The sequence below is a fragment of the Pseudomonas sp. IAC-BECa141 genome, assembly GCF_020544405.1.
Taxonomy (GTDB): domain Bacteria; phylum Pseudomonadota; class Gammaproteobacteria; order Pseudomonadales; family Pseudomonadaceae; genus Aquipseudomonas.
This window is the reverse complement of record NZ_CP065410.1, coordinates 2,819,943-2,845,941: the sequence shown is the minus strand read 5'-3', so window position 1 is coordinate 2,845,941 and position 25,999 is coordinate 2,819,943. Positions and strand designations below refer to the sequence as shown.

Here is a 25,999-nt window from a genome sequence, read left to right as displayed (position 1 = left end):
TTAATCGTTCCCACGTCGAGGCGTCGAACCGTCCGCGTGGGAACGATCAGTAATCCGCGAGGGAGCGATCTCGCGTGGAGGCGTCCCGTTACTCGCTTGGGCCCTCGGGCTTAAGGATCAACACCGCCAATGGCGGCAGGTTCAGTTCCAGCGACAACGCCTGCCCATGGCTCGCGACCTCATCGGTGAACGCACCGCCGCCGTTGCCATAATTGGAACCGGCGTAGGTGTCGGCGTCACTGTTGAGCAATTCCTTCCAGCGTCCGGCAAACGGCACGCCCACGCGGTACGACTGGCGCGGCACCGGGGTGAAGTTGGCTACCACCAGCACCGGCGTGCCGTCCTTGCTCCAGCGCAACCACGCGTAAACGCTGTTGATCGCATCGTCACCGATCAACCACTGAAAGCCTTGCGGCGCATCGTCCTGCTCGTGCAGCGCCGGCTCTTCGCGGTAGAGCCGGTTGAGGTCGCCGACCAGTTTCTGCACTCCTTTGTGCTCCGAATATTGCAGCAGATACCAGTCCAGCTGCTGGTCGTGATTCCACTCGCGCCACTGGCCGAACTCGCAACCCATGAACAGCAGTTTCTTGCCCGGATGGGTCCACATGAAGCTCAGGTAAGCGCGCAGGTTGGCGAATTTCTGCCAGCGGTCGCCGGGCATCTTGTCGATCAGCGAATGCTTGCCGTGTACCACTTCGTCGTGGGAAATCGGCAGGATGAAACGCTCGGACCAGGCGTACACCAGGCCAAAGCTCAGCTCGTTGTGGTGATGGGCGCGGTAAACCGGGTCCTGCTGAATGTAGTGCAGCGAATCGTGCATCCAGCCCATGTTCCATTTGTAGGCGAAACCGAGCCCGCCCTGCTGGGTACTCTGGCTGACACCCGGCCACGCCGTGGATTCCTCGGCGATCACCAGCGCGCCCGGAGCTTCCAGCGCCACCACGTCGTTCAGGTGGCGAAGGAAATCGATGGCTTCCAGATTCTCGCGACCGCCATGGCGATTGGGCACCCACTCCCCCGCCTTGCGCGAGTAGTCGCGATAGAGCATCGACGCCACCGCATCGACCCGCAGGCCGTCAATGTGGAAATGCTTCAACCAGTGCAGCGCCGAGGCCAGCATGTAACCGTGCACTTCGGTGCGACCGAGGTTATAGATCAGCGTGTCCCAGTCCTGGTGGAAGCCTTCCAGCGGGTTGCCATATTCGTACAGCGCGGTGCCGTCGAACTGCGCCAGACCGTGAGCATCGGTCGGGAAATGTGCCGGCACCCAGTCGAGAATCACCCCGATACCGGCCTGATGGCAGGCGTTGACGAACGCCGCGAACTCGTCCGGCGTGCCGTAACGGGCGCTCGGGGCGAACTGCGACAGCAACTGATAACCCCAGGAACCGCCGAACGGGTGCTCCATGATCGGCATCAGTTCAATGTGGGTGAAACCCAGTTCCCTCACGTAGGGAATCAGTCGCTCGGCCAGCTCCGGCCAAGTGTACTGACGCGCCACTTCGCCGAGATCGTCGAGTTCGCATTGCCAGGATCCGGCATGCAGCTCATAGATCGACAGCGGCGCATTGTGCTGCTGGCGCTCGCGACGGCCAGTCATCCAGTCCTGATCCTGCCAGTCGATCTGCAGCGGCGAGGCGACTTTCGACGCAGTGTCCGGCGGCAGACTGGTGGCCAGCGCCATCGGGTCGGCCTTGAGCGGCAGGATGCCGTGGGGCCCGAGGATTTCGTACTTGTACAGCTCCCCCGCTTGCAGGCGCGGAATGAACAACTCCCACACGCCGGACGGATGCCGCAAGCGCATCGGGTGCCGGCGCCCGTCCCAGACGTTGAAGTCGCCGACCACCGATACCCGTCGGGCATTCGGTGCCCACACGGCAAAGCGCACACCGTCGACGCCATCGACGGTTTTCAGCTGCGCACCGAGGCAACTGCTGAGGTCGCGATGGTTGCCTTCGGCGAACAGATACAAGTCCATTTCACCGAGCAACTGGCCAAAGCTGTAGGGATCTTCCGCGACCTGCTCACCGCCGGCCCAACGGGTACGCAACAGGTAGGGCCGCGCGTCCTCGAAATGGCCGACGAACAGCCCCGGTGTTTCGGTAGCCTCCAGCGGGCCACGCTCTTCGCCACTGTGTTTGTCCAGTACCGAAACGCTTAACGCGCCGGGCAGATACGCCCGGATGAATTGCCCGCCGGCACCATCGCCGTGGGGGCCAAGAATGGAAAACGGGTCGTGATGTTCTGCACGCACCAGGGCATCGATGTCCTTCGCCCTGGGCAGCAATCGTTCGTTAACGTGACCCTGTTCCTTGTTCGAGAAACTCATGACTACTCTCCACCAAGATCGGAAAAGGGTTTGAGCCCCGTCAATAACCCATACAGACCGTGCAGCGGCACGGGCAGCCAGGTGGGGCGATTTTCGGCTTCATAGGCCACTTCGTAGGCCGCTTTCTCCAGACCGAACAACGCCAGTGCGGCGTTGGCACCTTCAGGATCTTGCCAGGCATGATCAAGACTAGCTGCCGCTTGGCGATATGCCTGGAGAAATGCTTCCCGGGCTTCACGCAGGTAACGCTCCGTGACCCGCCGACGCGCGGCTTCGGCCTCGGGGCTGTTGTCGACGTTGTGCACATTCAACGCCATGGCGGCGGCGTAATCGAAGGAGCGCAGCACACCACTGACGTCCTTGTACGGACTGTGCTTGCCTCGGCGTTCGGCCAGTGGTCGCGCCGGTTCGCCTTCGAAATCGATCAGGTACGCGTCGCCCTTGATCACCAGCACTTGCCCCAAATGCAGGTCGCCGTGCACACGAATGCGCAAGCCGCCGGCAGATTGCTTCGCCAGTTCCTGCACGTGGGCAAGAATGGTTTTCTTGTTGTCGAGCAACCGGGCAACAAGCTTCTGATCCGCCCCGTCGAGTTCGCCCTGATGCTGTTTGAGCAGCTGCAACGCGCGCTCGACCTGAGCTCCGACATCCTTGCCGGTCGCCTGTGCATCCTTGGCCGAACTGAGTTGCGGTGCGAAGTCCTGATTGTCGCTCGGCGCCGCCAGCACCTGATGCATTTCCCCCAGACGCTGGCCGAGCATGCCGGCGAAATCCTTCAGTTCACCCAAGGCGTTGTAATGCTGCGCCTGCTCGGACACGGCATCCGCCAGCTCATCGCGCAGCGCCCGTTCGAGGTTGTTCTGCGTCCATTCCCAGGCATCGCCCTGATTGCTCAAATAGCCTTGCGCAATCATCAGCAGGTTGTCTTCACCACCGGCGCCGCGGCGAATCACCGAACCGAGCAGCGGGGAGATATTGGCAAATCCGGCATCGGTCAGGTAAGCGCTCATCTCCAGTTCCGGGTGTACGCCGGAAGCGACTTTGCGGATCAGCTTCAGTACCAGACTGCCGCCGATCACCACCGAACTGTTGGATTGCTCGGCGGACAGATAGCGCACTTCGGATTCCGCGCCCAGGCCGAGTTTTTCCAGTTGCGGCGTTGCTTCGAAACGGATCTCGCCATCGCTGGATTCCAGCACCGTGCCGCTCTGCATGCCTTGCAGAACCGCGCGAATAAACGCTTCAAGGCTGAAGGCGTCAGTGATCAACCCGACCTGACGCACCCGGCGCACTCGCGCCAAGGCCAGTTGCTGGGGCAACGCCGGCCCGACCTGATCTTCCGAAATGAACCCGAAAGGCAGCTGATAACGGCTGGTCTGCCCGTCACTGTGCACTTCGATTTCGCTGAGCAACACCGGATGCTGTGCGTCGCCGAAACGCACGCCGTAGGCCAGTTTCACCTGGTCGATGGCGGCGTCCTTGCCGGCGAACCAGCGGCGGTTTTGCAGCCAGTTTGGCAGGATGCCCTGTTCGAGGGTGGCGCGGGACGGCGCCTCCAGCAGTTCCTCCATGCGTTTTTTCAGCACCAGCGTGGTGAAGTCCGGCAGGCTCTGCGCGGGCTCAACGTGCCAGCTCGGCATCTGGTTTTCCGCCGCCAGGCCAAACCAGTAGAAGCCGTAAGGCGCCAGGGTCAGCAGAAAGTTGAGCTGGCCGATGGGCGGAAATGCGTTACCACCCAGCATTTCCACCGGCACCATGCCGACGTAGGCCGACAAGTCCAGCTCCACCGCTTGCGCGCTGCGCGACACGTTGGCCACGCACAGGATGATTTCATGCTTGCCGTCCGGCCCGGTGTATTCGCGGGTGTAGGCCAGGACGCGACGATTGGCCGGCGAGAGCATTTTCAGCGTGCCGCGACCGAACGCCTTCGACTGCTTGCGAACGGCCAGCAGACGCCGGGTCCAGTTCAGCAACGAGTGCGGATCGCCGGCCTGGGTTTCGACGTTGACCGACTGGTAACCGTATTGCGGGTCCATGATCGGCGGCAGCACCAGGCTGGCCGGATCGGCGCGGGAGAAGCCGCCATTGCGGTCGATCGACCATTGCATCGGCGTGCGCACGCCGTCGCGATCGCCCAGATAGATGTTGTCGCCCATGCCGATTTCATCGCCGTAATACAGGGTCGGCGTGCCGGGCATCGACAGCAGCAGGCTGTTGAGCAGCTCGATGCGACGACGGTCGCGCTCCATCAGCGGCGCCAGGCGCCGGCGAATGCCGAGGTTGATCCGCGCACGGCGGTCGGCGGCGTAGTAGTTCCAGAGGTAGTCGCGTTCCTTGTCGGTGACCATCTCCAGCGTCAGTTCATCGTGGTTGCGCAGGAAGATCGCCCATTGGCAGTTGGCCGGGATTTCCGGAGTCTGGCGCAGGATGTCGGTGATCGGAAAGCGATCTTCCTGGGCCAGCGCCATGTACATGCGCGGCATCAGCGGGAAGTGAAACGCCATGTGGCATTCATCGCCATTCACGCCCTCGGCGTCGGTATCACCGAAGTACAGCTGGGTATCTTCCGGCCATTGATTGGCCTCGGCCAGCAGCATGCGATCCGGATAATTGGCGTCGATTTCGGCGCGGATCTGCTTGAGGACGTCGTGGGTTTCCGGGAGGTTTTCGTTGTTGGTGCCGTCGCGTTCGATCAGGTACGGAATCGCGTCCAGGCGCAGGCCGTCGATGCCCATGTCCAGCCAGTAACGCATCACCGAGAGCACGGCTTTCATGACTTGCGGGTTGTCGAAGTTCAGGTCCGGCTGGTGCGAATAGAAACGGTGCCAGAAGTACTGGCCGGCGACCGGGTCCCAGGTCCAGTTGGACTTTTCGGTGTCGAGAAAAATGATCCGCGTGCCGTCGTATTTCTGGTCGTCATCCGACCACACATAGAAATCCCGCGCCGCCGAACCGGGCTTGGCCTTGCGCGCCCGCTGGAACCACGGGTGCTGATCGGAGGTGTGGTTGATGACCAGCTCGGTAATCACCCGCAAGCCACGCTTGTGTGCCTCGGCAATGAACCGTTTGGCATCGGCCATCGTCCCGTAATCGCTGTGCACGCCACGGTATTCGGCAATGTCGTAACCGTCGTCACGGCGTGGCGAGGGATAGAACGGCAATAGCCAGATGGTGTTGACGCCGAGTTCGGCGATGTAATCGAGTTTGGCGATCAGGCCGGGAAAGTCGCCGATTCCGTCGTTATTCGAATCGAAAAAGGATTTGACGTGAACTTGATAAATCACCGCGTCCTTGTACCAGAGCGGGTCCTTGATGAAGGTGGCTGCCTTGGGTTTCTTCGCCATGTGAAACTCCTGTTGAATTCATTGAAGCCGAAGCTGCTACTGATCGTTCCCACGCTCTGCGTGGGAATGCCGCCTTGGACGCTCTGCGTCCACCGCTGGGACGCGGAGCGTCCCGGGATGCATTCCCACGCGGACGGTTCGACGCCTCGACGTGGGAACGATCATCATCAGGAAGAAGTAATGCGCCAGATTCCGAACGGTTGATAAGCCGGGTCGATCCGCATGAACTGGTATTTGCCGTACCAGTCCCAGCGATGGCCGTTCATCAGGTCTTCGCCGTGGGTGATGGCATCGTCCGGCAGGCCCATTTCCCACAGCGGCAACTCGAAATTCGCTTCCTGAACGTTATGCGGATCGAGGCTGACGGCCACCAGAATGAAGTTGCTGCCGTCCGCGCTGCGCTTGCCGAAATACAGAATGTTGTCGTTCCAGGCGTTGTAGATCTTCAGGCCCAGATGGCTGTGCAACGCCGGGTTCTGGCGGCGGATGCGGTTGAGCTGGGCGATCTCGGCAATGATGTTGCCGGGCTGGTTGAAGTCGCGGACGCGGATCTCGTACTTCTCGGAATCGAGATATTCCTCTTTGCCGGGCACCGGCGCCGATTCACACAGCTCAAACCCCGAATACATGCCCCACAGACCTGAGCCCATGGTCGCCAGCGCCGCGCGAATCAAAAATCCGGGGCGCCCCGATTCATGCAGGAACGCCGGGTTGATGTCCGGAGTATTGACGAAGAAGTTCGGCCGGTAGCACTCGCGCCACGGCGATTCATTGAGTTCGCTGAAGTAGGTCGCCAGTTCGGTCTTGGTGTTGCGCCAGGTGAAATAGGTGTAGCTCTGGGTGTAACCGACCTTGCCCAGCCGCGCCATCATCGCCGGGGTGGTGAAGGCTTCAGCGAGGAAGATCACTTCCGGGTACAGCGTGCGCACATCGGCGATCAACCATTGCCAGAACGGCAGCGGCTTGGTGTGCGGGTTGTCCACGCGAAAGATCTTCACGCCCTCCTGCACCCAGCCGACCACGATGTCGCGCAACTCGACCCACAGGCTGGGAATCGCTTCCGGCGCATAAAAGTCGACGTTGACGATGTCCTGATATTTCTTTGGCGGGTTCTCCGCGTATTTGATCGTGCCGTCCGGCCGCCAGTTGAACCAGCCCGGATGCTGTTTGAGCCACGGGTGATCCTGGGAACACTGGATGGCGAAATCCAGGGCGATCTCCAGACCATGGTCAGCGGCAGCAGCCACCAGCCGACGGAAGTCTTCGCGGGTACCGAGTTGCGAGTGAATCGCTTCGTGGCCGCCCTCCTCGCTGCCGATCGCATACGGGCTGCCGGGATCATCCGGGCCGGCGGTCAGGGAATTGTTGCGGCCCTTGCGATGACTGCGGCCAATCGGGTGAATCGGCGTGAAGTACAGCACGTCGAAGCCCATGTCCTGAATCATCGGCAACCGCGAATGCACGTCATTGAAAGTGCCGTGGCGAGCGGGATCGTCGGTGATCGAGCGGGGAAACAGTTCATACCAACTGGCGAATTCCGCCAGTTCGCGCTCGACGTCCACCGGAAATTCCGGGCTGAGGCTCAAGTAGGCGCGATGATCGGCCTCGGCCATCAGTTGCGCACTGCGCGAGTGCAGAAACAACGCGACCTGCTCGGTTTCGAGCAGGCCGGACAATTCGTGGTGCAGGCCGGCCAGCTGTTCGCTGAGCTGCCCTTCGCTGCGCTCGGCGGCCTGCTGCACCATGTTCCGCCCCTCTTGCAACTCGAGACTGACCGGGACGGCGGCGGTGTGTTTTTTCTCCAGTTCGTACTGAAAACTGGCGAACTGGTCGATCCACGCTTCGATCAGGAACAGATAACGGCCCATGCGCTGCGGCTGAAACACACCGCGCCAGCCGTTATTGCCCTGATCGCTCATGACTTCGGTCTGCCAGGTCTCATCGCCCTCTTCGCGCCAACGGATGCGCACTGCGAGTTTGTCGTGACCGTCGGCGAACACCTTGCTGGTGACCACGATCTCGCGACCGGCGATCGCCTTGACGGCAAACTGTCCACCGTCGAGGGTCGGTGCGGTGTTTTCAATGACGATGCGCGGCAGCAACAGCGCCTGCGACAGCGGGATGTGCGGGTTGTAGCTCAGTTCGGAGGGTTTTTCAGCAGTCATTGAGCATCTCTCCTTAACGCCCCAAGGACGCTCGTTTGCCTGTTTGGCGGTCACGGCCGGGCCTGCGCCCGGTGATGAAATCTCTCAGGTTCCGAGCGGCCATCGCCGGGAAAAGTTCACAGGGATTTGCCCCGCCACAAAATCGGATCGATTTCGCAGTGCAGTGGTCAATCCACTTAAGCACTTCCTACGCCAAGTGCCACACGGAGGTTTACCCGATGACTATTCCGATTCCGGCCGAAACACCTGACCCGAACATCGACAAACCGGTCCTGCCCGAGACCGAACCGCAACCAATCCCCGAACAGGAACCCCCTGGCACCACGCCACCGCCCAAGGAGGAACCGCCGACGACCATGCCGCCGGTGATTGTCTGATCAGCGAGGATCGCTGTGATCCTTCTCGATGCGGTCCTTATCCGGCTGATCCTTCTCGAACACGCTGACGATCCGCGGCATGACACTGAAGATCCCCAGCGCCAGCAACGTACTGAACACCGCCGTCGCCTCGCGGCCCAACCCGGCCGCGACGCCGATGGCGGCGGTCATCCACAAACCCGCGGCGGTGGTCAGACCCTTGACGTGGCCTTCGTCGCCTTCGTGATTCTTCAGGATGGTCCCGGCGCCGAGAAAGCCGATGCCGGCGATTACCCCTTGCACCACCCGGCTCATGGCATCGGCCTGAGACCCGGACAATTGCGGCACCAGCACAAACAACGCCGCGCCGAGGGCCACCAGCATGTGCGTTCGCACCCCGGCGGCCTTGCCTTTGTGCTCGCGCTCGAACCCGAGAATCCCGCCCAATAGCGCCGCCATGAGCAGGCGCACGGTGATCCGCGTCAGCTGCGATGCATCGCCGATGTCGGCGAATTCCGCTTGCAGGGTTTCCCACACTTCATGCCACCAGGCGTTCATCCTGCAGTCCTTGTAAAGAGGCGATAAAAGGTGGACAGCGGCGACCATTAATCGGTTGCGTAGAACGATCGGCGCAGCGTAGGCCCTAACCCTTCAGATCCCCTGTGAAAAAGGACTGGCCCATGCCCCTGCGTATCGATGACAGCAATCCGGAATCAAAAGTGTGTTTTTTCACCGTTGAAAATGGTGAGGAAATCCGGATCTGCGACACCCTGGAAGTCAGGACAGATAGCGAAAAATCCATGTCGTTCGTCGAAGTGGACGGCCGGCGTATCTACGTCACCGAAGCCGAAGCGGATGCATTGACCGTTGCAGGTGCCAGCGATGGACGCAAACACCTGAAGGCCGACGACAGTGATTCGGTGATTTGACTGACCTCGATCAACGTCCGGCGCAGACGTCTGGGATAGGCATCTGCGCCCTGGCCGGCGTGCTGCTTCAAGTTGTCGCAGGCATGCCTGAAAAAGCCATCTGATACGCTTTTTATTGAAATACCTGAGTCTGTTATGCAAACAGATCGGCGCTCATAGTTCCCCGGCCTGATGGAGGCTGATGAGCGAACGACCATGAGCGAACGAATCCCCGTCCGAACCGTAGAAGCATCTCCCCAGATAAAAACAGTACCGGCGCGCCCAATGAAGGCGAAGCACGCCACCAGCGATAACCAGATTTTCACCCGCAGCTTCACCGGCCTGTTCCGCACCTTGCGCATGAGCGGTGCGGGATTTCTGTTCCTGCTGTTCTTCGGCACCGTATGGCTGAACTGGGGCGGTCGTCAGGCAGTGCTCTGGGACCTTTCCGAAAGCAAATTCCACATCTTTGGCGCAACCTTCTGGCCACAGGATTTCATTCTGCTGTCGGCGCTGCTGATCATCGCCGCGTTCGGCCTGTTCGCCATTACTGTGTTCGCCGGCCGGGTCTGGTGTGGTTACACCTGCCCGCAGAGTTCGTGGACATGGATCTTCATGTGGTGCGAAAAAATCACCGAAGGCGAACGCAACCAGCGCATCAAGCTGCAAGCAGCGCCCTGGAGCCTGAACAAACTCGCCCGGCGCGCGGCCAAGCACACGTTGTGGCTGGCGATCAGTGTGCTGACCGGCCTGACCTTTGTCGGCTATTTCACCCCGATCCGGCCACTGGCCGAAGAATTGCTGACCCTGCGGATCGGCGGTGTCAGCCTGTTCTGGGTGCTGTTCTTCACCGCCGCCACCTACATCAATGCCGGCTGGCTGCGCGAAGCGGTATGCATGCACATGTGCCCGTATGCGCGGTTTCAGAGCGTGATGTTCGACAAGGACACTCTGGCGATTTCCTACGACGCCGCCCGAGGCGAAAACCGCGGCCCGCGCAAACGCGACGTGAAACCCGCCGAAGCCGGGCTCGGCGATTGCATCGATTGCCAGCTGTGCGTACAGGTCTGCCCGACCGGCATCGACATCCGCGACGGCCTGCAAATGGAATGCATCGGCTGCGCGGCGTGCATCGACGCCTGCGATTCGATCATGGACAAGATGAATTACGCCCGTGGCTTGATCCGCTATACCTCCGAACGCGAATTGCAGGGTGGCAAGACGCATCTGCTGCGTCCGCGACTGATCGGCTACGTTGCAGTACTGGTCGTGATGATCGGCGCACTCGCCCTGGCATTGGTCGAACGGCCAATGGTGTCGCTGGACGTGACCAAGGACCGTGGCCTGTTCCGCGAGAATGGTCAGGGGCAGATCGAAAACATCTACACACTAAAGGTCATCAACAAGACCCAGCAGCGCCAGGACTACAACCTGAGCCTGGTGGACGGTGATGGCTTCCAGCTGCAAGGCAAGACCCAACTGAGCCTGGCGCCGGGCGAGATTGTCGATGTGCCGGTGTCGGTGGCGATGACTGCCGAACGTGCGGCCAGCAGCTCGCAGACCTTGAGCTTCAGGATTGCCGACAGTGATGAACCCGAGATTTATAGCGTGGCGAAGAGCCGGTTTGTTGCGCCGATGAATCGATGATCCCTTAGACTGCGGCGCGGCCATTCGCGAGCAAGCTCGCTCCCACAGAGGAATACGGTCAACTGTGGGAGCGAGCTTGCTCGCGAATGAAGGCGACACGGTCTTCCAGAAAGAAATCAATCCGGACCCAAGATGAAACGCTACGAAAAATTCGCCGACGACATCGCTGAACTGATCCGCTCCGGCGTCCTCGGCCCCGGCCAGCGGGTGCCGTCGGTGCGCTACGCAAGTCAGACCTACGGCGTCAGTCCGTCCACCGTGTTCCAGGCCTATTACCTGCTGGAACGCCGCGGCCTGATCCGTGCCCGCCCGCGTTCCGGCTACTTCGTCAACACCCACGCCCCGAGCCCGTTCTCGGAGCCGGTGATCAGCAGCCAGGTCAACGAATCCACCAAGGTCGACGTGAGCGAACTGGTGTTCTCGGTGCTTGAGTCGATCAAGGACCCCAGCACCGTGCCGTTCGGCTCGGCGTTCCCCAGCCCGACCCTGTTCCCGCTGCAGCGCCTGTCCCGTTCACTGGCCAGTGCTGCGCGGGAAATGGACCCGCGCATGGTGGTCACCGACATGTCGCCGGGTAATCCGCAATTGCGTCGGCAGATTGCCCTGCGCTACATGGTCGGCGGCCTGATGCTGCCGATGGAAGAACTGCTGATCACCAACGGCGCCCTCGAAGCGCTGAACCTGTGCCTGCAAGCGGTCACCGAACCCGGCGATCTGGTGGCCATCGAAGCCCCCGCGTTTTACGCCAGCCTGCAAGTGCTGGAGCGGCTGAAACTCAAAGCCGTGGAAATCCCCGTGCACCCGCGCGACGGCATCGACCTCGGCGTGCTCGCCCAAACGCTGGAGCGGCACCCGATCAAGGCCTGCTGGTGCATGACCAGTTTCCAGAACCCGATGGGCGCAACCATGCCCGAGGCCAAGAAACAGGAACTGGTGGAGCTGTTGAAGCAGCATCAGGTGCCACTGATCGAAGACGACGTCTACGCCGAACTCTATTACGGCCAGCAGGCGCCGAAACCGGCCAAGGCCTTCGACACCGAAGGTCTGGTGATGCATTGCGGCTCGTTCGCCAAGAGCCTGGCTCCCGGCTACCGCATCGGCTGGGTCGCCGCCGGGCGCTACGCACAGAAAATCGAACGACTGAAACTGATGACCTCGCTATGCGCCTCGATGCCCGCGCAAGCGGCTATCGCCGACTACCTGCAACACGGCGGCTACGACCGCCACCTGCGCAAACTGCGCTACGCCCTGGAAGAGCAGCAAAGCGCGATGCTCGCGGCCATTGCCCGCTACTTCCCGGCGCAGACGCGCGTGAGCCAACCGGCTGGCGGCTACTTCCTGTGGCTGGAACTGCCACCGCAGATGGATTCGTTGAAGTTGTTTCAGATGGCGTTGGCGCAGGGGATCAGCATCGCGCCGGGGCCGATATTTTCGCCGACTCAGCGCTTTCGCAATTGCATTCGATTGAACTACGGCAGCCCGTGGACCGAGGATGCGGAGAAGGCGATGGAAACACTGGGGCGGATTGTGCGGTCGTTTTGAGTTACCGGTGATCGTTCCCACGCTCTGCGTGGGAATGCCTCAAGGGACGCTCCGCGTTCCAGCTCTGGAAGGGACGCGGAGCGTCCCGGGCTACATTCCCACGCAGAGCGTGGGAACGATCGGTAGGGTTTTAGCGCCCGCCGCCGAGGTCGACAAAGGTCCCGGTGGCATACGAAGCCTTGTCCGACAGCAACCACACAATCGCTTCCGCCACTTCATCCGGCCGCCCGCCCCGCGCCATCGGAATCGCCGACTCCAGCTTGCTGACCCGATCCGGGTCGCCGCTCAAGGCGTGGAAATCGGTATAGATGTAGCCCGGACGCACCGCATTCACCCGAATCCCCTCGCCCGCCACTTCCTTGGACAGGCCGATGGTGAACGTATCCAGCGCACCCTTGGACGCTGCGTAATCGACGTATTCGTTAGGCGAACCCAGCCGGGCGGCGACCGAGGAGACGTTGACGATGCTGCCGCCCTGCCCGCCGTGTTTGGGCGACATGCGCAGGATTGCGTGCTTGGCGCAGAGGATCGGCGCCAGCACATTGGTTTTCATGATTTTGAGGATGCGGAATTCGGACATTTCGTCGACCCGGGACTTGTGTCCCACGGTGCCGGCATTGTTCACCAGGGCGGTGACGCGGCCCAGTTCGCTGTCGACCCGGTTGAACAGTGCGACCACTTCGTCTTCGATACTGACATCGGCGCGCACGGCGATGGCCGTGGCGCCGCGCTCGCGCACCTGGTCGAGCACCTGGTGGGCCGCCTGTTCGTCAGTCTGGTAATTGATGCAGATCCGATAGCCTTGCTCGGCAGCCAACAAAGCAGTGGCGGCGCCGATTCCACGACCGCCGCCAGTGATCACAATGACTTTATCCATGCTGGCCTTTCCCCCGATGCACACGTAACAGTCGGGGCAAGAATAACCGCCATTGCCGGCTTTTGCATGACCTGCGATTAGCGGCTCAACTCACCGCCAATTGTTTGCCGCGCACGATGTCCTGCAGGAAGCGATCCGCCGGCATCGGGTGACCGAGCAGATAACCTTGCAGCGAATCGCAGCCCAGTTGCGTCAGGAAGTCCTGTTGCGAATCGGTTTCTACACCTTCAGCAACGATGCGCAGGCCCAGCGCCTGACCGAGGGCGACGATCGCCGAAACGATGGCCGCGTCATCACTGTCGTGCTCCAGATCGCGGACGAAACCGCGATCAATCTTCAGCTCATTGGCCGGCAAACGCTTGAGGTACATCAGGCTTGAATAACCGGTGCCAAAGTCGTCGATGGACAGGTCGACGCCCATATCGGCCAGCTCCTGCAACACCGTCATGCTCGCGTCGGCGTCGCTCATGGCAGTGGTTTCGGTGATTTCCAGGGTCAGGCTGTTGGCCGGCAAATGATGAGTGGCCAAGGCTTTGGCCACGCTGCGCACCAGCCCCGAGTGGCAGAACTGCAAAGCCGACAGGTTCACCGCGATCCGCCAGTCGGTGTAGCCCAGCACGTACCACTCGCGCATCTGCCGGCAGGCTTCGTTGAGCACCCATTCGCCAATCGGAATGATCAGCCCGGTCTTCTCTGCCAGATCGATGAACTTGTCCGGCATCAGCATGCCGTGGGTCGGATGTTCCCAGCGCAACAGCGCCTCGGCACCGACCGGACGACCGTCTGCCGCATGGAATTTGGGTTGGTAATGCAGGCTGAACTCGCCGTGTTCCAGTGCAGCGCGCAGATCCTGCAGCAGTTGCAGTTGCTTGCGCGCGTTGCTGTTCATCGAGGCGTCGAAGAAGCTGTAACCGTTCTTGCCGCCGCCCTTGGCGTGGTACATCGCGGCGTCGGCGTTCATCAGCAGTTCCTGGGCGTTCTGGCCGTTGCCCGGGTACAGCGCGATGCCGACGCTGGCGGAAATCTGCAGGTCATGTTCGGCGACCCGGAACGATTGCGCGATCAGGCCGACCTGACGGGCCGCCAGCCCCAGCGCATCGTTGGGTTCGGTCAGGCGCACCAGCAGGACAAATTCATCGCCGCCGATCCGCGCCAGGGTATCCAGGCTGCGCAAGTCTTCACGCAGACGCACCGCCACTTCGCGCAGCAGTTGGTCGCCCATGTGGTGGCCAAAAGCGTCGTTGACCGGTTTGAAGCCGTCCAGATCGATGAACATCAAAGCAAAGCAACCGCCCTGCTCGTTGACCTTTTTCATCGCCTGATTGATCCGGTCGTCCAGCAGCATGCGGTTGGGCAGGCCGGTCAGGGTGTCGTGCAGCGCCAGCTGGGTGAGTTCGCGGTTGGCCACGGTCAACGAATGGGCCAGATCGGCGGTGCGGGCTTCAAGGCGGGCGTCGAGAATCGAAGTCAGCAGCGCGATGGCCAGCACCGCCAGCGTGGTGATCAACACCAGATTGTCGAGGCCGTTGCCGTTCAGGCCGCTGAGTGCCGCACCGCAGAAACTGCCGTCAGGAAACCGCGCCGCTGCCATGCCGGTGTAATGCATGCCGACAATCGCCACGCCCATGACAATCGCCGCCCCGGCACGGAACAGTCGCACGTAAGGCGAATGCTGACGCAGACGAAAGGCGATCCACAGCGCTGCGGCCGACGCACCGACCGCGATCAGCAACGAGGCGCCGAACAGCGTCGGATCGTAGTCGATGCCCGGTTGCATGCACATCGCGGCCATACCGGTGTAATGCATGGCGCTGATGCCGGCGCCCATGATCAGCGCACCAAAGGCCAGTTGCCAGGCCGGCAGTTTCGGCTGGCTGACCAGCCACAGGGCGAATCCGCAGGACAGCACGGCGATCAGCAATGAAAGCGCCGTGATCGAAATGTCGTAACCGAGACTGATCGGCAGCTTGAACGCCAGCATGCCGATGAAGTGCATCGACCAGACGCCGATGCCCATGGCAAACGCCCCGCCGGCCGTCCATAAATGCACGGCGCGGCCCTTGGCAGTGGCAATGCGCCCGGTGAGATCGAGCGCGGTATAGGAAGCAAGGATCGCCACACACAGCGAAATGAAAACCAGCGTGAAGGAATAGCTACCGATGAGCATGAAAATTCTCGTGACCACCCCGCTGTACTGCGTCCGTTCTCGGCGGGGCCAAATGCGCCGATTGTACTGATTGCGTAAAAGAATTCACTGACAAAGTTATCAAATAGCCATCAACCCGATGAAACGCTTGTTTGATCGTCTGACAAGCCTCTGATTCAGGGTTCTGATCGTTCCAACGCTTTGCGTGGGAATGCAGCCCGGGACGCTCCGCGTCCCTTCCAAGGCAGGACGCAGAGCGTCCGTGGAGGCATTCCCACGCAGAGCGTGGGAACGATCAATGATCATTGCTTCACGTCAGCGGTTATCAGTGGTTTCCAACTGGCCGTCCCAACCACCGCCCAGCGCCGCGATCAACTGCACGCTGGCGATCAAGCGGTTCTGCAGAATATTCAGGACAGTGCGCTCATTACTCAGGGCAGTCGCCTGCACCACCACCACATCCAGATAAGCGATTACGCCAGCCTTGTACTGGTTTTCGGTCAGACGCAACGAATCCCGTGCCGCATCAAGGGCTTCCTGGCGCACCGCCGCTTCGTCCTCGTACACCTTCAACTGCACCAGGTAGTTTTCCACTTCACGGAAGCCGTCGAGCACGGTCTGGCGGTATTTGGCCACGGTCTGGTCGTACACCGCTTCGGTGCGGTCGACTTCGGCCGAACGGATGCCGCCGTCGAACAGCGGCAGGGTCATTTTCGGCCCCACCGACCAGAAGCGGTTCGGCAGGCTGATCAGGTTCTGCGAGGTACTGCTGCTGTAGCCGCCGCTCAAGCTCAGGCTGAAATCCGGGTAGTACGCAGCCTTGGCCACACCGATGTTGGCATTGGCGGCGATCACTGAACGCTCGGCCGAAGCAATGTCCGGGCGGCGCTCAAGCAACTGCGACGGCAGGCTCAGCGGGATCTGCGGCAGCTTGGGAATGTCCTGGGTTTCGGCAATGTTGAATTCGGCGGGCGGCTGGCCGGTCAGTACCGCGATGGCGTTTTCGAACTGCGCCCGTTGCCAGACCAGGTCCACCAGATCGCCCTGGGCCGTTTTCAACTGGGTCTGCGCCTGCGCCACCGCATCGCGCCCGGAAACCCCGGCGTTGTACTGGTTCATGGTCATTTTCAGCGAGCGCTCGTAAGCCGCGACTGTCGATTCGAGCAGGCGTTTCTGCTGATCGATCACCCGCAATTGCAGGTAGTTCTGCACCAGTTCCGACTGCTGGCTCAAACGCATCGCCGCCAGATCGGCGTAGCTCGCCTGGGCACTGGCTTCATTGGCTTCGAGGCCACGACGCAATTTGCCCCAGACATCCGCTTCCCAACTCACGCCCAGTTGCGCGTTGTAGGTGTCACGAATCCCGCTGGCGGAACTGCTAAGGCTCGAACTGCTGCTGCCGGTGCCTTGACTGGAGCGTGTCTTGCCGGCGCTCAGATCGACGCTCGGGTAAAACGCCCCCCGCGCGCTGCGCACCAGGGCCTGGGCCTGACGGTACTGGGCTTCGGACTGGGCGACGGTCTGGTTGGAGCTGTTGAGTTTCTCGATCAGCTCGTTGAGCTGACGGTCGCCATACAGCTCCCACCAGGCACCGCGCGCCAGGGAATCGCTCGGGTTGGCCTGACGCCAGCCTTCGGCTTCCTTGTACTGGGCGATTTCGGCGGTCTGCGGGCGCTGGTAGTCCGGGCCGACGGCGCAGGCACTGAGCATCGCCACGCACAGAGACAAGCTCAGCAGGCGCGAGCCGCGAACGGTAGCCAGATTGATAAGCGAACGGTCAGTCATAGCGGAGTTTCCAGAGCGGCATCGGTGCGCACGCCACGCCATTTGTTGAAACGATGGCGCAGCTTGTCGAGATAGAGGTAAACCACAGGCGTGGTGTAAAGGGTCAGCACCTGGCTGAAGACCAGCCCGCCGATGATGGTCAGGCCCAGCGGCTGGCGCATTTCGGCGCCTTCAGCCCGGCCGAGCAACAACGGCAAGGCGCCGAGGATCGCCGCCAGCGTGGTCATCAGGATCGGCCGCAAACGTTGCAGACAGGCGCTGCGGATCGATTCCAGCGGCGCCATGCCTTGATGACGCTCCAGTTCCAACGCCAGGTCGATCATCAGGATCGCATTCTTCTTCACCACGCCGATCAGCAGGAACAGCCCGAGCAGCGAGATCAGGCTGAACTCGCCGCCCAGCGCATAGATCGACAGCAAGGCACCGACTCCGGCCGACGGCAATGTCGAGAGGATTGTCAGCGGGTGAATGTAGCTTTCATACAAAACGCCCAGCACCAGGTATACAGCCAGCAACGCACCGAGGATCATGAACGGCTGACTCTTCTGAGTCGCGGCGAAAGCGTCAGCGGTGCCGGCCATTTTCGCGATCACGTCTTCCGGCAGGCCGACCTTGGCAATCGCCCGCTCGATGGCGGCGCTGCCCTGCTCCACCGTCACGCCTTCGGCCATGTCGAAGGCAATGCTCTCGGAGGCGAACTGGCCTTCGTGGCTGACCCGGTCGTCTTCCAGGCTGTTTTCATAATGGGCGAACGTCGACAACGGAATCCGCGCACCGTCGGCAGTGATCACCTGAACCTGCTTGAGCGTCACCGGATCCTGGGCATATTTCGGATTGACCTCCATCACCACCTGATACTGGTTGAGGCTGTCGTAGATTGTGGAAATCTGCCGCTGACTGTAGGCGTTGTTGAGCACGGCGGTGACCATGTTCATGTCCACGCCCAGGCGCTTGGCCTGATCGCGGTCGACGATCAACGTCACCTGCTGCGCACCGCGCCCTTCACGGGCGTCGATGGCCGTCAGTTCCGGCAAGGCTCGCAGCGCGGTGACCACTTTCGGGTACCACTCGCGCAAGGCGCCCAGATCACCACTTTGCAAGATGTAGCTGTACTGCGACGTGGTCTGCTCGCGGCCGCCGCCGAATTGCAGATCCTGGTCGGCCATCAGCATCAGTTGTGCGCCGGGCACTTTGGGCATTTCCTTGCGCAGGCGCTCGATGACCTTTTGCGCCGAGATATTGCGTTCCTTGATCGGCTTCAGGCGTACCAGCATGAACGCGTTGTTGGTGCCGTTGGTACCACCAATGAACCCGGCAACACTCTCGACCGCGTCGTCCTTGAGCACCGCTCGGCGGAAGGTCTCCATTTTCGGCTGCATCACGCTGAACGACAGACCATCGTCACCGCGCACGAAACCGATCAACTGGCCGGTGTCCTGCTGCGGCATGAAGGTTTTCGGCACGACGACATAGAGGGCGACGTTCACCCCGACCGTGATGATCAGGCTCAGCAACGTCAGGCGACGGTGACGCAACACCCAGTCGAGGCTGGTGGCGTATTTGCCGACCATCCAGTCGTTGGTGCGCCGGCTCCAGCGTTGCAGGCGGTTTTCCTCGCCCGGCTTGTGGGGTTTGAGCCAGCGGGCGCAGAGCATCGGGGTCAGCGTCAGGGAAACCACCAGCGACACCACGATGGCCGCCGCCAGGGTGATGGAGAATTCGCGGAACAGGCTTTCGATGATCCCGCCCATGAACAGGATCGACAGGAACACCGCCACCAGCGAGACGTTCATCGACAGCAAGGTGAAACCGACTTCCCTGGCTCCGAGGTAGGCGGCCTTCATCGGTTTTACGCCTTCGTCGATGTGCCGGGAAATGTTCTCCAGCACCACGATGGCGTCGTCCACCACCAGCCCGGTGGCGAGAATCAGCGCCATCAGCGACAGGTTGTTGAGCGAGAATCCGTAGAGGTACATCACTGCAAAGGTGCCGACCAGCGACACCGGCACCGCCAAGGTCGGAATCAGGGACGCGCGGAAGTTACCGAGAAACAGGAACACCACCAGAATCACCAGTGCCACGGCGATCAGCAGGGTCATCTCCGCTTCATGCAGGGTAGCCTTGATCACCGGCGAACGGTCCATCGCCAGGTTCAGTTTGACGCTGGCCGGCAAGACCGCTTGCAACGCCGGCAACTGCGCCTTGATCTCGTTGACCGTCTCGATGATGTTGGCACCGGCCTGGCGGTTGATCACCAGCAGCACCGCCGCGTCATCGTTGAAGAAACCGCTGTTGTAGCGGTCTTCCACGCCGTCGCTGACCTTGGCCACGTCTTTCAGACGCAGGGCCGCGCCGCCGTTGTAGTGGATGATTAGCGATTCGTAATCCTTGGCTTTCTCCAACTGGTCGTTGGCCTGAATCTGCCACAGGCGCTGGTCATCCTCGACCGAGCCCTTGGGCCGGCGCACGTTGGATTCGGCGATGGTCTTGCGCACATCGTCGAGCGCTACGCCGTACTGGTTCAGCGCCTGGGGTTCGAGTTCGATGCGCACCGCCGGCAGCGAGCTGCCGCCGATCTGCACTTCACCGACGCCCTGTACCTGGGACAGGCTCTGGGACAGGATGGTCGAGGCCAGGTCGTAGAGCTGACCCTTTTCCAGCACGTCCGAGGTCAGCGACAACACCATGATCGGTGCCTGCGACGGGTTGACCTTCTTGTAGGTCGGCATGCTGCGCATCCCGCTCGGCAGCAGGTTGCGCGAAGCGTTGATCGCCGCCTGCACTTCCCGCGCCGCGCCGTTGATGTCGCGGTCGAGGTCGAATTGCAGAATCACCCGGGTCGAGCCCTGGCTGGAGCGACTGCTCATGGTGTTGACGCCAGCGATGGCGCCGAACGAGCGCTCCAGCGGCGTGGCCACCGTGGAGGCCATGACTTCCGGACTGGCGCCGGGCAGGCTCGCCTGCACGACGATCACCGGGAAGTCCATTTGCGGCAGCGGCGACACCGGCAGCAGGCCGAAGCTCACACCGCCCAGCAGCATGATCGCCAGGCTCAGGAGCATGGTCGCCACCGGACGCTTGATGAAAGGGCCGGACAGGTTCATGGCTGTTCCACCGGCTCCACGGCCGACGGTGCACGGCCCCAGCGCCGACCGAGACGATCGAAGTACAGGTAGATCACCGGGGTGGTGAACAGCGTCAGTACCTGACTCACCAGCAACCCGCCGACCATCACCAGACCCAGCGGTTGACGCAATTCAGCGCCGGAACCGGTGGCCAGCATCAACGGCACTGCACCGAACAGCGCCGCCAGCGTAGTCATCAGAATCGGCCGGAAGCGCAACAGCGCCGCCTGATAGATCGCCTGCTCCGGCGCCATGCCCTGGGTGCGTTCGGCGTCGAGGGCGAAGTCGATCATCATGATCGCGTTCTTCTTCACGATACCGATCAGCAGGATGATGCCGATGATCGCGATCATGCCCAGATCGTTGCCACTGAGCAGCAACGCCAGCAAGGCCCCCACCGCTGCCGACGGCAAGGTCGACAGGATGGTGATCGGGTGAATGTAGCTCTCGTAAAGCACCCCGAGCACGATGTACATGGTCACCACCGCCGCCAGAATCAGCAGCAAGGTGCTCGACAACGAGGCCTGGAACGCTTCGGCTGCGCCCTGGAACTGGGTCTGCACGCCGAGCGGCATGCCGATGTCCTTTTGCACCTGCTCGATGATGTCCACCGCATGCCCCAGCGCCACGCCCGGCGCGAGGTTGAACGACATCATCACCGCCGGGAACTGGCCGATGTGGGTGATCGCCAGTTGCGCCTGCCGTTCCTCGACGTGGGCCAGACTCGACAAGCGCACCTGCCCGCCATCGGTGGTCTTGACGTGAATCTGATCCAGCGCCTGCGGGCCGATTTTCTCTCCGGCCTGAGCCTGCAGCACCACGCGGTACTGGCTGGCCTGGGTGTAGATGGTCGAGATCTGCCGCTGGCCAAACGCGTCGTACAGTGCATCAGTGATGTTCGACACCGACACGCCCAGCCGTGAAGCGGCATCGCGGTCGATCACCAGGAACACCTGCAAGCCCTTATCCTGCAAGTCACTGGCGACGTCGGTGAGTTCCGGGCGCTGGGCCAGCGCCTCGACCAGGCGCCCGCTCCACAGGCTGAGCAGTTCGGAATCCGGCGACGACATGCTGAACTGGTACTGGGTGCGGCTGACGCGGTCTTCAATGGTCAGGTCCTGCACCGGCTGCATGAACAGGCGGATGCCCACCAGTTTGTCCAGTTGCGGTTGCAGGCGGGCAATCACTTCGGTGGCGGTCAGATCACGCTGGCCATGAGGCTTGAGGTTGATCAGCAGCCGACCGCTGTTGAGCGTGGCATTGTCACCGTCGACACCGATGTAGGACGACAGGCTTTCCACCGCCGGATCTTCCAGAATCACCTTGGCCAGCGCCTGCTGACGCTCGCCCATGGCGGCAAAGGAAATCGACTGTGGCGCTTCGGAAATCCCCTGGATCACCCCGGTGTCCTGCACCGGGAAGAAGCCCTTGGGCACCACCATATAAAGGAACACGGTCAGCGCCAGCGTACCGATGGCCACCAGCAGGGTCAGCGGCTGGTGCTTGAGCACCCACTGCAACTTGCGCCCGTAAGCGGCAATCATCCAGTCGATAAACGCACCGCTGGCACGGTAGAAGCGGCCCTGTTCATGTTCTTCCGGCTCACGCTTGAGCAGACGCGCACACATCATCGGCGTCAGGGTCAGCGAAACCACGAGGGAAATCAGGATCGCCACCGCCAGGGTGATGGCGAATTCGCGGAACAACCGCCCCACTACGTCGGCCATGAACAGCAGCGGAATCAGTACCGCGATCAGCGACAGAGTCAGGGAAATCAGGGTGAAGCCGATCTGCTTCGCGCCCTTGAGCGCGGCCTGCATCGGGCTGTCGCCCTCCTCGATGAAGCGCGCGATGTTTTCCAGCATCACGATCGCATCGTCGACCACAAAACCGGTGGCGATGGTCAGCGCCATCAAGGTCAGGTTATTGACCGAGAACCCGGCCAAATACATCACGCCGAACGTACCGATCAGCGACAACGGCACGGCCACTGACGGAATGATCGTGGCGCTGGCCCGTCGCAGGAACAGGAACGTCACCATCACCACCAGCGCGATGGCGATCAGCAATTCGTGCTGCACGTCGGTCACGGAGGCGCGGATGGTCTGGGTGCGGTCGGTCAGCACGACAACGTCGAGACCGGCCGGCAGGTTGTCGGTGATGCTTGGCAGCAGCGCCTTGATCCGGTCGACCACCTCGATCACGTTGGCGCCCGGCTGACGCTGGATGTTCAGCAGAACAGCCTGATTCTGGTTGGCCCACGCCGCCAGACGCTCGTTTTCGGCGCCGTCGACGATCTGCGCGACATCCTTGAGCCGCAATGGCGCGCCGTTAGCGTAGGCCAGGATCAGGTTGGCGTAATCCTTGGGCGAGGTCAGTTGGTCGTTGGCATCGAGCATCGACACCCGGGTCGGGCCGTCGAAGTTGCCCTTGGGCTGGTTGACGTTGGACGCGCCGATCAGCGTGCGCACGTCCGACAGGTTCAGGCCGTTGGCGGCGAGCGCCTCGGGGTTGACCTTGATCCGTACCGCCTGACGCTGACCGCCGGCAATGCTGACCATGCCGACGCCGCTGATCTGGGCGATCTTCTGCGCCATGCGCGTATCGACCAGATCATTGAGTTTGGGCAGCAACATGGTTTTCGAAGTGATGGCCAGGGTCAGCACCGGGGTGTCCGCCGGGTTGACCTTGTTGTAAACCGGCGGCGCCGGCAAGTCGGTCGGCAGCAGGTTGGTCGCAGCGTTGATCGCGGCCTGCACCTGCTGTTCGGCGACGTCCATGTTGATGTCGAGGCTGAAACGCAGGGTCAGCACCGAGGCACCGCCGGAGCTGGTCGAAGCCATTTGCGTGAGACCCGGCATCTGCCCGAACTGACGTTCCAGCGGCGCGGTGACGGCACTGGTCATTACGTCCGGACTGGCGCCGGGATAAAGAGTCATGACCCGGATAGTCGGGTAATCGACCTGCGGCAACGCCGACACCGGCAGCAGGCGATAGGCAATCAGACCGGCCAGCACGATGGCCAGCATGCTCAGCGTGGTGGCGACCGGGCGGAGGATGAACAGGCGCGAAATGTTCATGCGCCCTTCTTGGCCTTGTCGGTGACGGTGGCGTCAGGCGCGGTCGCGGCCGACTTGCCTTGCAGATGCTCGGTCGGAGTGGTCGGTACGTCCTTGCTGTCGTTGACCACTTCCACTTCGCTGCCTTCCTTCAGGCGGTCAGTGCCTTCCAGCACCACGCGATCGCCAGCGGCGAGGCCTTCGGTGATCACGGTGTTTTCGCCGTCGCTGGCACCGATCTTCAACTGGCGGATAGTGACTTTCTTGTCGCCGTCCAGCGCGTAGACGAAGGTGCCATTGGTGCCGAACTGAATGGCCGCCGAGGGCGCCAGCACCACACCTTTCAAGGTGTCTGCCAGCAGGTGGATGTTGACGAACTGGTTGGGGAACAGCGACTGATCGCGGTTCTCGTAGCGAGCCTTGAATTTCAGGGTGCCGGTGGTCACGTCGATCTGGTTGTCGAGGCTTTGCAGCACACCGGTGGCTTGCAGTTTGGTGTCGCCACGATCCCAGGCTTCGGCGGGCAGCTTGGCGCCGCTGCGGTAGCGGGCAAGCACGGTTTCCAGGCTGTTTTCCGGCAGGGTGAAGGCGACGCTGATCGGCTGGGTCTGGGTGATCACCGCCAGGGAAGTCGTGTCGTTCGCCGCCACCAGGTTGCCGACGTCGAGCTGACGCAGGCCGACGCGACCGGCAATCGGTGCGCGGATTTTGGTGAATTCAAGATTGAGCTTGGCGTCGTTGACCGCCGCCTGATTGGTTTTCACGGTCCCGAGGTACTGGCCGACCAGCGCTTCGGCGGTATCCAGGGTCTGCTTGGCGATGCTGTCTTCCTTGTAAAGACCGCGATAACGCTCGACATCGACCTGGGCGTTCTTCAACTGCGCCTGATTCTGCAGCAAGGTGCCTTCAGCCTGGAGCAAGGCGTTCTGGTACGGACGCGGGTCGATCTCCGCCAGCAGGTCGCCGGCCTTGACCATCTGCCCTTCCTCGAAATAGATCTTCACCAGCTCGCCACCGACCCGGCTGCGCACATTGATGGTGTTAAGCGCCGTGACCGTGCCCAGTGCCTTGTAATACAGCGGGAAGTCCCCGGTGACCGCCGGCGCCACGCGCACCGGAATCGGCCCCGCCGCGCCGCCGAAGCCCGGCCGCATCATCCCCGAACGCCCCGTGTGACCGGCCTGCGCCTTCTCGCCGCCCTCCTTGTGGGTCGAACCGGCGGGCCAGAATTTCCAGCACAGACCGGCAATGACCAGCAAGACAAGCAGGCTCAACAGCCAGCGACGGGCGTTTCGGGAAGACGATTGCATGGAGTGATTAACCATTGGGCGCGTGGGCTTCTTTTACGGGAGGCTGAACGATAAGCACTGGCCGGGATTTAGCAAAGCAGCTTTACCGGCAATTTACCTTCCACTTACGTTTCAAGGTGTGAGGCAAAACACTGATACACAAATGAAAACGGCCTGGACAGGGCCAGGCCGTTAACAATTGTAAAAGCGCTGTTCAGAACACTTATTTCAAAACCGAGAGTGCCGCGTCGTAGTTAGGCTCTTCTGCAATTTCCTTGACCAGCTCGCTGTACAGGACGTTGTCGTTTTCGTCCAGAACAACCACCGCACGGGCGGTCAGACCTTTCAGCGGGCCGTCAGCGATGGCCACACCGTAGTTCTCGATGAACTCGGCGCCGCGCAGGGTCGACAGGTTTTGTACGTTTTCCAGGCCTTCGGCGCCGCAGAAGCGAGCCTGGGCGAACGGCAGGTCAGCCGAGATGCACAGCACCACGGTGTTGCTGATGTCGTTGGCCTGAGCGTTGAACTTGCGCACGGAAGTGGCGCAGGTCGGGGTGTCGACGCTTGGGAAGATGTTCAGCACTTTGCGCTTGCCGGCGAAGTCTTTCAGGGTGACGTCGGACAGATTGCCGGCTACCAGGGAAAAGGCTGGCGCCTTGGAACCGGCTTGTGGCAGTTGGCCGTTGACTTGAACCGGGTTGCCTTTGAGCGTGACTTGAGCCATGAACGGAGTCCTTCTTAACGTTGTTGGGAAAGCATGCAAGAGGCGGAAGTTAACCACGAAATTGTCCGACGACCTATGCCTGAACTGAAATTGTCATGTGCTGGCGCCCAAAACTGGATACACATTCTCCAGGCTTCCCATATCCCTGCTCTCAAAGAAGGTGCTGCTTGTTAAAACGCAAGTCTGCATCTTTTCTTTAACGACCTGTCGATTCCGACCCGATCCGTTCGACTAAGCCATGAATCCCTTACCTGACTGTGGAGAAACACCATGCGCTTCATGATCATTGTCAAAGCCAGCCACGACTCCGAAGCCGGCGTGATGCCCAGCGAGCAACTGCTGACCGACATGGGTAACTACAACGAGGAACTGGCCAAGGCCGGCATTCTGGTTTCCGCCGACGGCCTGCACCCCAGCAGCAAAGGCGCCCGTGTGTGCTTCAGCGGCGAAAACCGTAGCGTGATCGACGGCCCGTTCGCTGAAACCAAGGAGCTGATCGCCGGCTACTGGATCTGGGACGTGAAGTCCAAAGAAGAAGCCATCGAATGGGTCAAGCGCTGCCCGAACCCCATGCCGGGCACTGAATCGGAAATCGAGATTCGCCAGGTGTTCAGCGCGGAAGATTTCGGTGCCGAGTTCACCCCGGAACTGCGCGAGCAGGAAGAACGCATACGCGAACAAGCCAAAAAACACTGAAGCCCCG

The 25,999-nt window shown here is 61.5% G+C and carries 16 protein-coding genes; 5 read left to right on the top strand and 11 right to left on the bottom strand.

Features of this window, described 5'->3' with window-relative positions; genetic code table 11:
• Positions 1–88: 88 nt before the first annotated feature.
• The 3 genes from glgB to I5961_RS13030 form a co-directional block, all read right to left on the bottom strand.
• Entirely contained in the window at positions 89–2,329 is a 2,241-nt protein-coding gene (gene glgB, locus I5961_RS13040; RefSeq protein WP_085704006.1) for a 1,4-alpha-glucan branching protein GlgB, read from the bottom strand.
• 2 nt (positions 2,330–2,331) lie between these two features.
• Complete coding sequence (gene treS, locus I5961_RS13035) at positions 2,332–5,673, bottom strand: maltose alpha-D-glucosyltransferase (RefSeq protein ID WP_085704004.1); 3,342 nt, start codon at positions 5,671–5,673, stop codon at positions 2,332–2,334.
• Between the two features lie 167 nt (positions 5,674–5,840).
• Positions 5,841–7,838, bottom strand: a complete 1,998-nt coding sequence (locus I5961_RS13030) for an alpha-1,4-glucan--maltose-1-phosphate maltosyltransferase (protein WP_085700695.1) — start codon at positions 7,836–7,838, stop codon at positions 5,841–5,843.
• 218 nt (positions 7,839–8,056) lie between these two features.
• On the opposite strand from I5961_RS13030, the gene I5961_RS13025 reads away from it, so the two are divergent.
• Complete coding sequence (locus I5961_RS13025; protein WP_007952133.1) at positions 8,057–8,215, top strand: hypothetical protein; 159 nt, start codon at positions 8,057–8,059, stop codon at positions 8,213–8,215.
• Here I5961_RS13025 and I5961_RS13020 read toward each other — a convergent pair whose 3' ends face one another.
• Positions 8,216–8,752, bottom strand: a complete 537-nt coding sequence (locus I5961_RS13020) for an MgtC/SapB family protein (RefSeq protein ID WP_085700696.1) — start codon at positions 8,750–8,752, stop codon at positions 8,216–8,218.
• A 122-nt stretch (positions 8,753–8,874) separates the two neighbouring features.
• Here I5961_RS13020 and I5961_RS13015 point away from each other — a divergent pair, with 122 nt between their 5' ends.
• From I5961_RS13015 to mapR, 3 genes are all read left to right on the top strand, one after another.
• Positions 8,875–9,123 (top strand): DUF3203 family protein, encoded by a 249-nt coding sequence (locus I5961_RS13015; RefSeq protein ID WP_085700697.1) that lies wholly within the window; start codon positions 8,875–8,877, stop codon positions 9,121–9,123.
• A 195-nt stretch (positions 9,124–9,318) separates the two neighbouring features.
• On the top strand, positions 9,319–10,749 hold the full coding sequence (ccoG, locus tag I5961_RS13010) for a cytochrome c oxidase accessory protein CcoG (protein ID WP_227235461.1): 1,431 nt from the start codon (positions 9,319–9,321) through the stop codon (positions 10,747–10,749).
• A 132-nt stretch (positions 10,750–10,881) separates the two neighbouring features.
• Positions 10,882–12,291: a GntR family transcriptional regulator MpaR gene (mapR, locus tag I5961_RS13005; protein ID WP_039772397.1), complete on the top strand. Its 1,410-nt coding sequence runs from the start codon at positions 10,882–10,884 to the stop codon at positions 12,289–12,291.
• Positions 12,292–12,421: 130 nt separating this feature from the next.
• On the opposite strand, the gene I5961_RS13000 is transcribed toward mapR, so the two are convergent.
• The 7 genes from I5961_RS13000 to tpx form a co-directional block, all read right to left on the bottom strand.
• The gene (locus I5961_RS13000; RefSeq protein WP_085700699.1) at positions 12,422–13,168 is read right to left on the bottom strand and encodes an SDR family oxidoreductase; all 747 of its coding nucleotides are present in this window, start codon (positions 13,166–13,168) and stop codon (positions 12,422–12,424) included.
• A gap of 85 nt (positions 13,169–13,253) precedes the next feature.
• Complete coding sequence (locus tag I5961_RS12995) at positions 13,254–15,335, bottom strand: EAL domain-containing protein (RefSeq protein WP_227235460.1); 2,082 nt, start codon at positions 15,333–15,335, stop codon at positions 13,254–13,256.
• 294 nt (positions 15,336–15,629) lie between these two features.
• Positions 15,630–17,099: an efflux transporter outer membrane subunit gene (locus I5961_RS12990; RefSeq protein WP_085700701.1), complete on the bottom strand. Its 1,470-nt coding sequence runs from the start codon at positions 17,097–17,099 to the stop codon at positions 15,630–15,632.
• A complete protein-coding gene (locus I5961_RS12985; RefSeq protein ID WP_227235459.1) occupies positions 17,096–20,203 on the bottom strand; it encodes an efflux RND transporter permease subunit in 3,108 nt (1,035 codons plus the stop codon). Before I5961_RS12985 ends, I5961_RS12990 begins: the two co-directional genes overlap by 4 nt.
• On the bottom strand, positions 20,200–23,304 hold the full coding sequence (locus tag I5961_RS12980; RefSeq protein ID WP_085700703.1) for an MdtB/MuxB family multidrug efflux RND transporter permease subunit: 3,105 nt from the start codon (positions 23,302–23,304) through the stop codon (positions 20,200–20,202). The genes I5961_RS12985 and I5961_RS12980 overlap by 4 nt, the downstream gene beginning before the upstream one ends.
• Positions 23,301–24,608, bottom strand: coding sequence for an MdtA/MuxA family multidrug efflux RND transporter periplasmic adaptor subunit (locus I5961_RS12975; protein ID WP_227235458.1), 1,308 nt, complete (start codon positions 24,606–24,608; stop codon positions 23,301–23,303). The genes I5961_RS12980 and I5961_RS12975 overlap by 4 nt, the downstream gene beginning before the upstream one ends.
• Positions 24,609–24,795: 187 nt before the next feature.
• Positions 24,796–25,296, bottom strand: coding sequence for a thiol peroxidase (gene tpx, locus I5961_RS12970; RefSeq protein WP_085700705.1), 501 nt, complete (start codon positions 25,294–25,296; stop codon positions 24,796–24,798).
• A 270-nt stretch (positions 25,297–25,566) separates the two neighbouring features.
• On the opposite strand from tpx, the gene I5961_RS12965 reads away from it, so the two are divergent.
• Positions 25,567–25,992 carry a YciI family protein gene (locus I5961_RS12965; protein WP_227235457.1) on the top strand — a complete coding sequence of 142 codons (426 nt, stop codon included), beginning with the start codon at positions 25,567–25,569 and terminating at the stop codon, positions 25,990–25,992.
• The last annotated feature ends 7 nt before the right edge of the window (positions 25,993–25,999 follow it).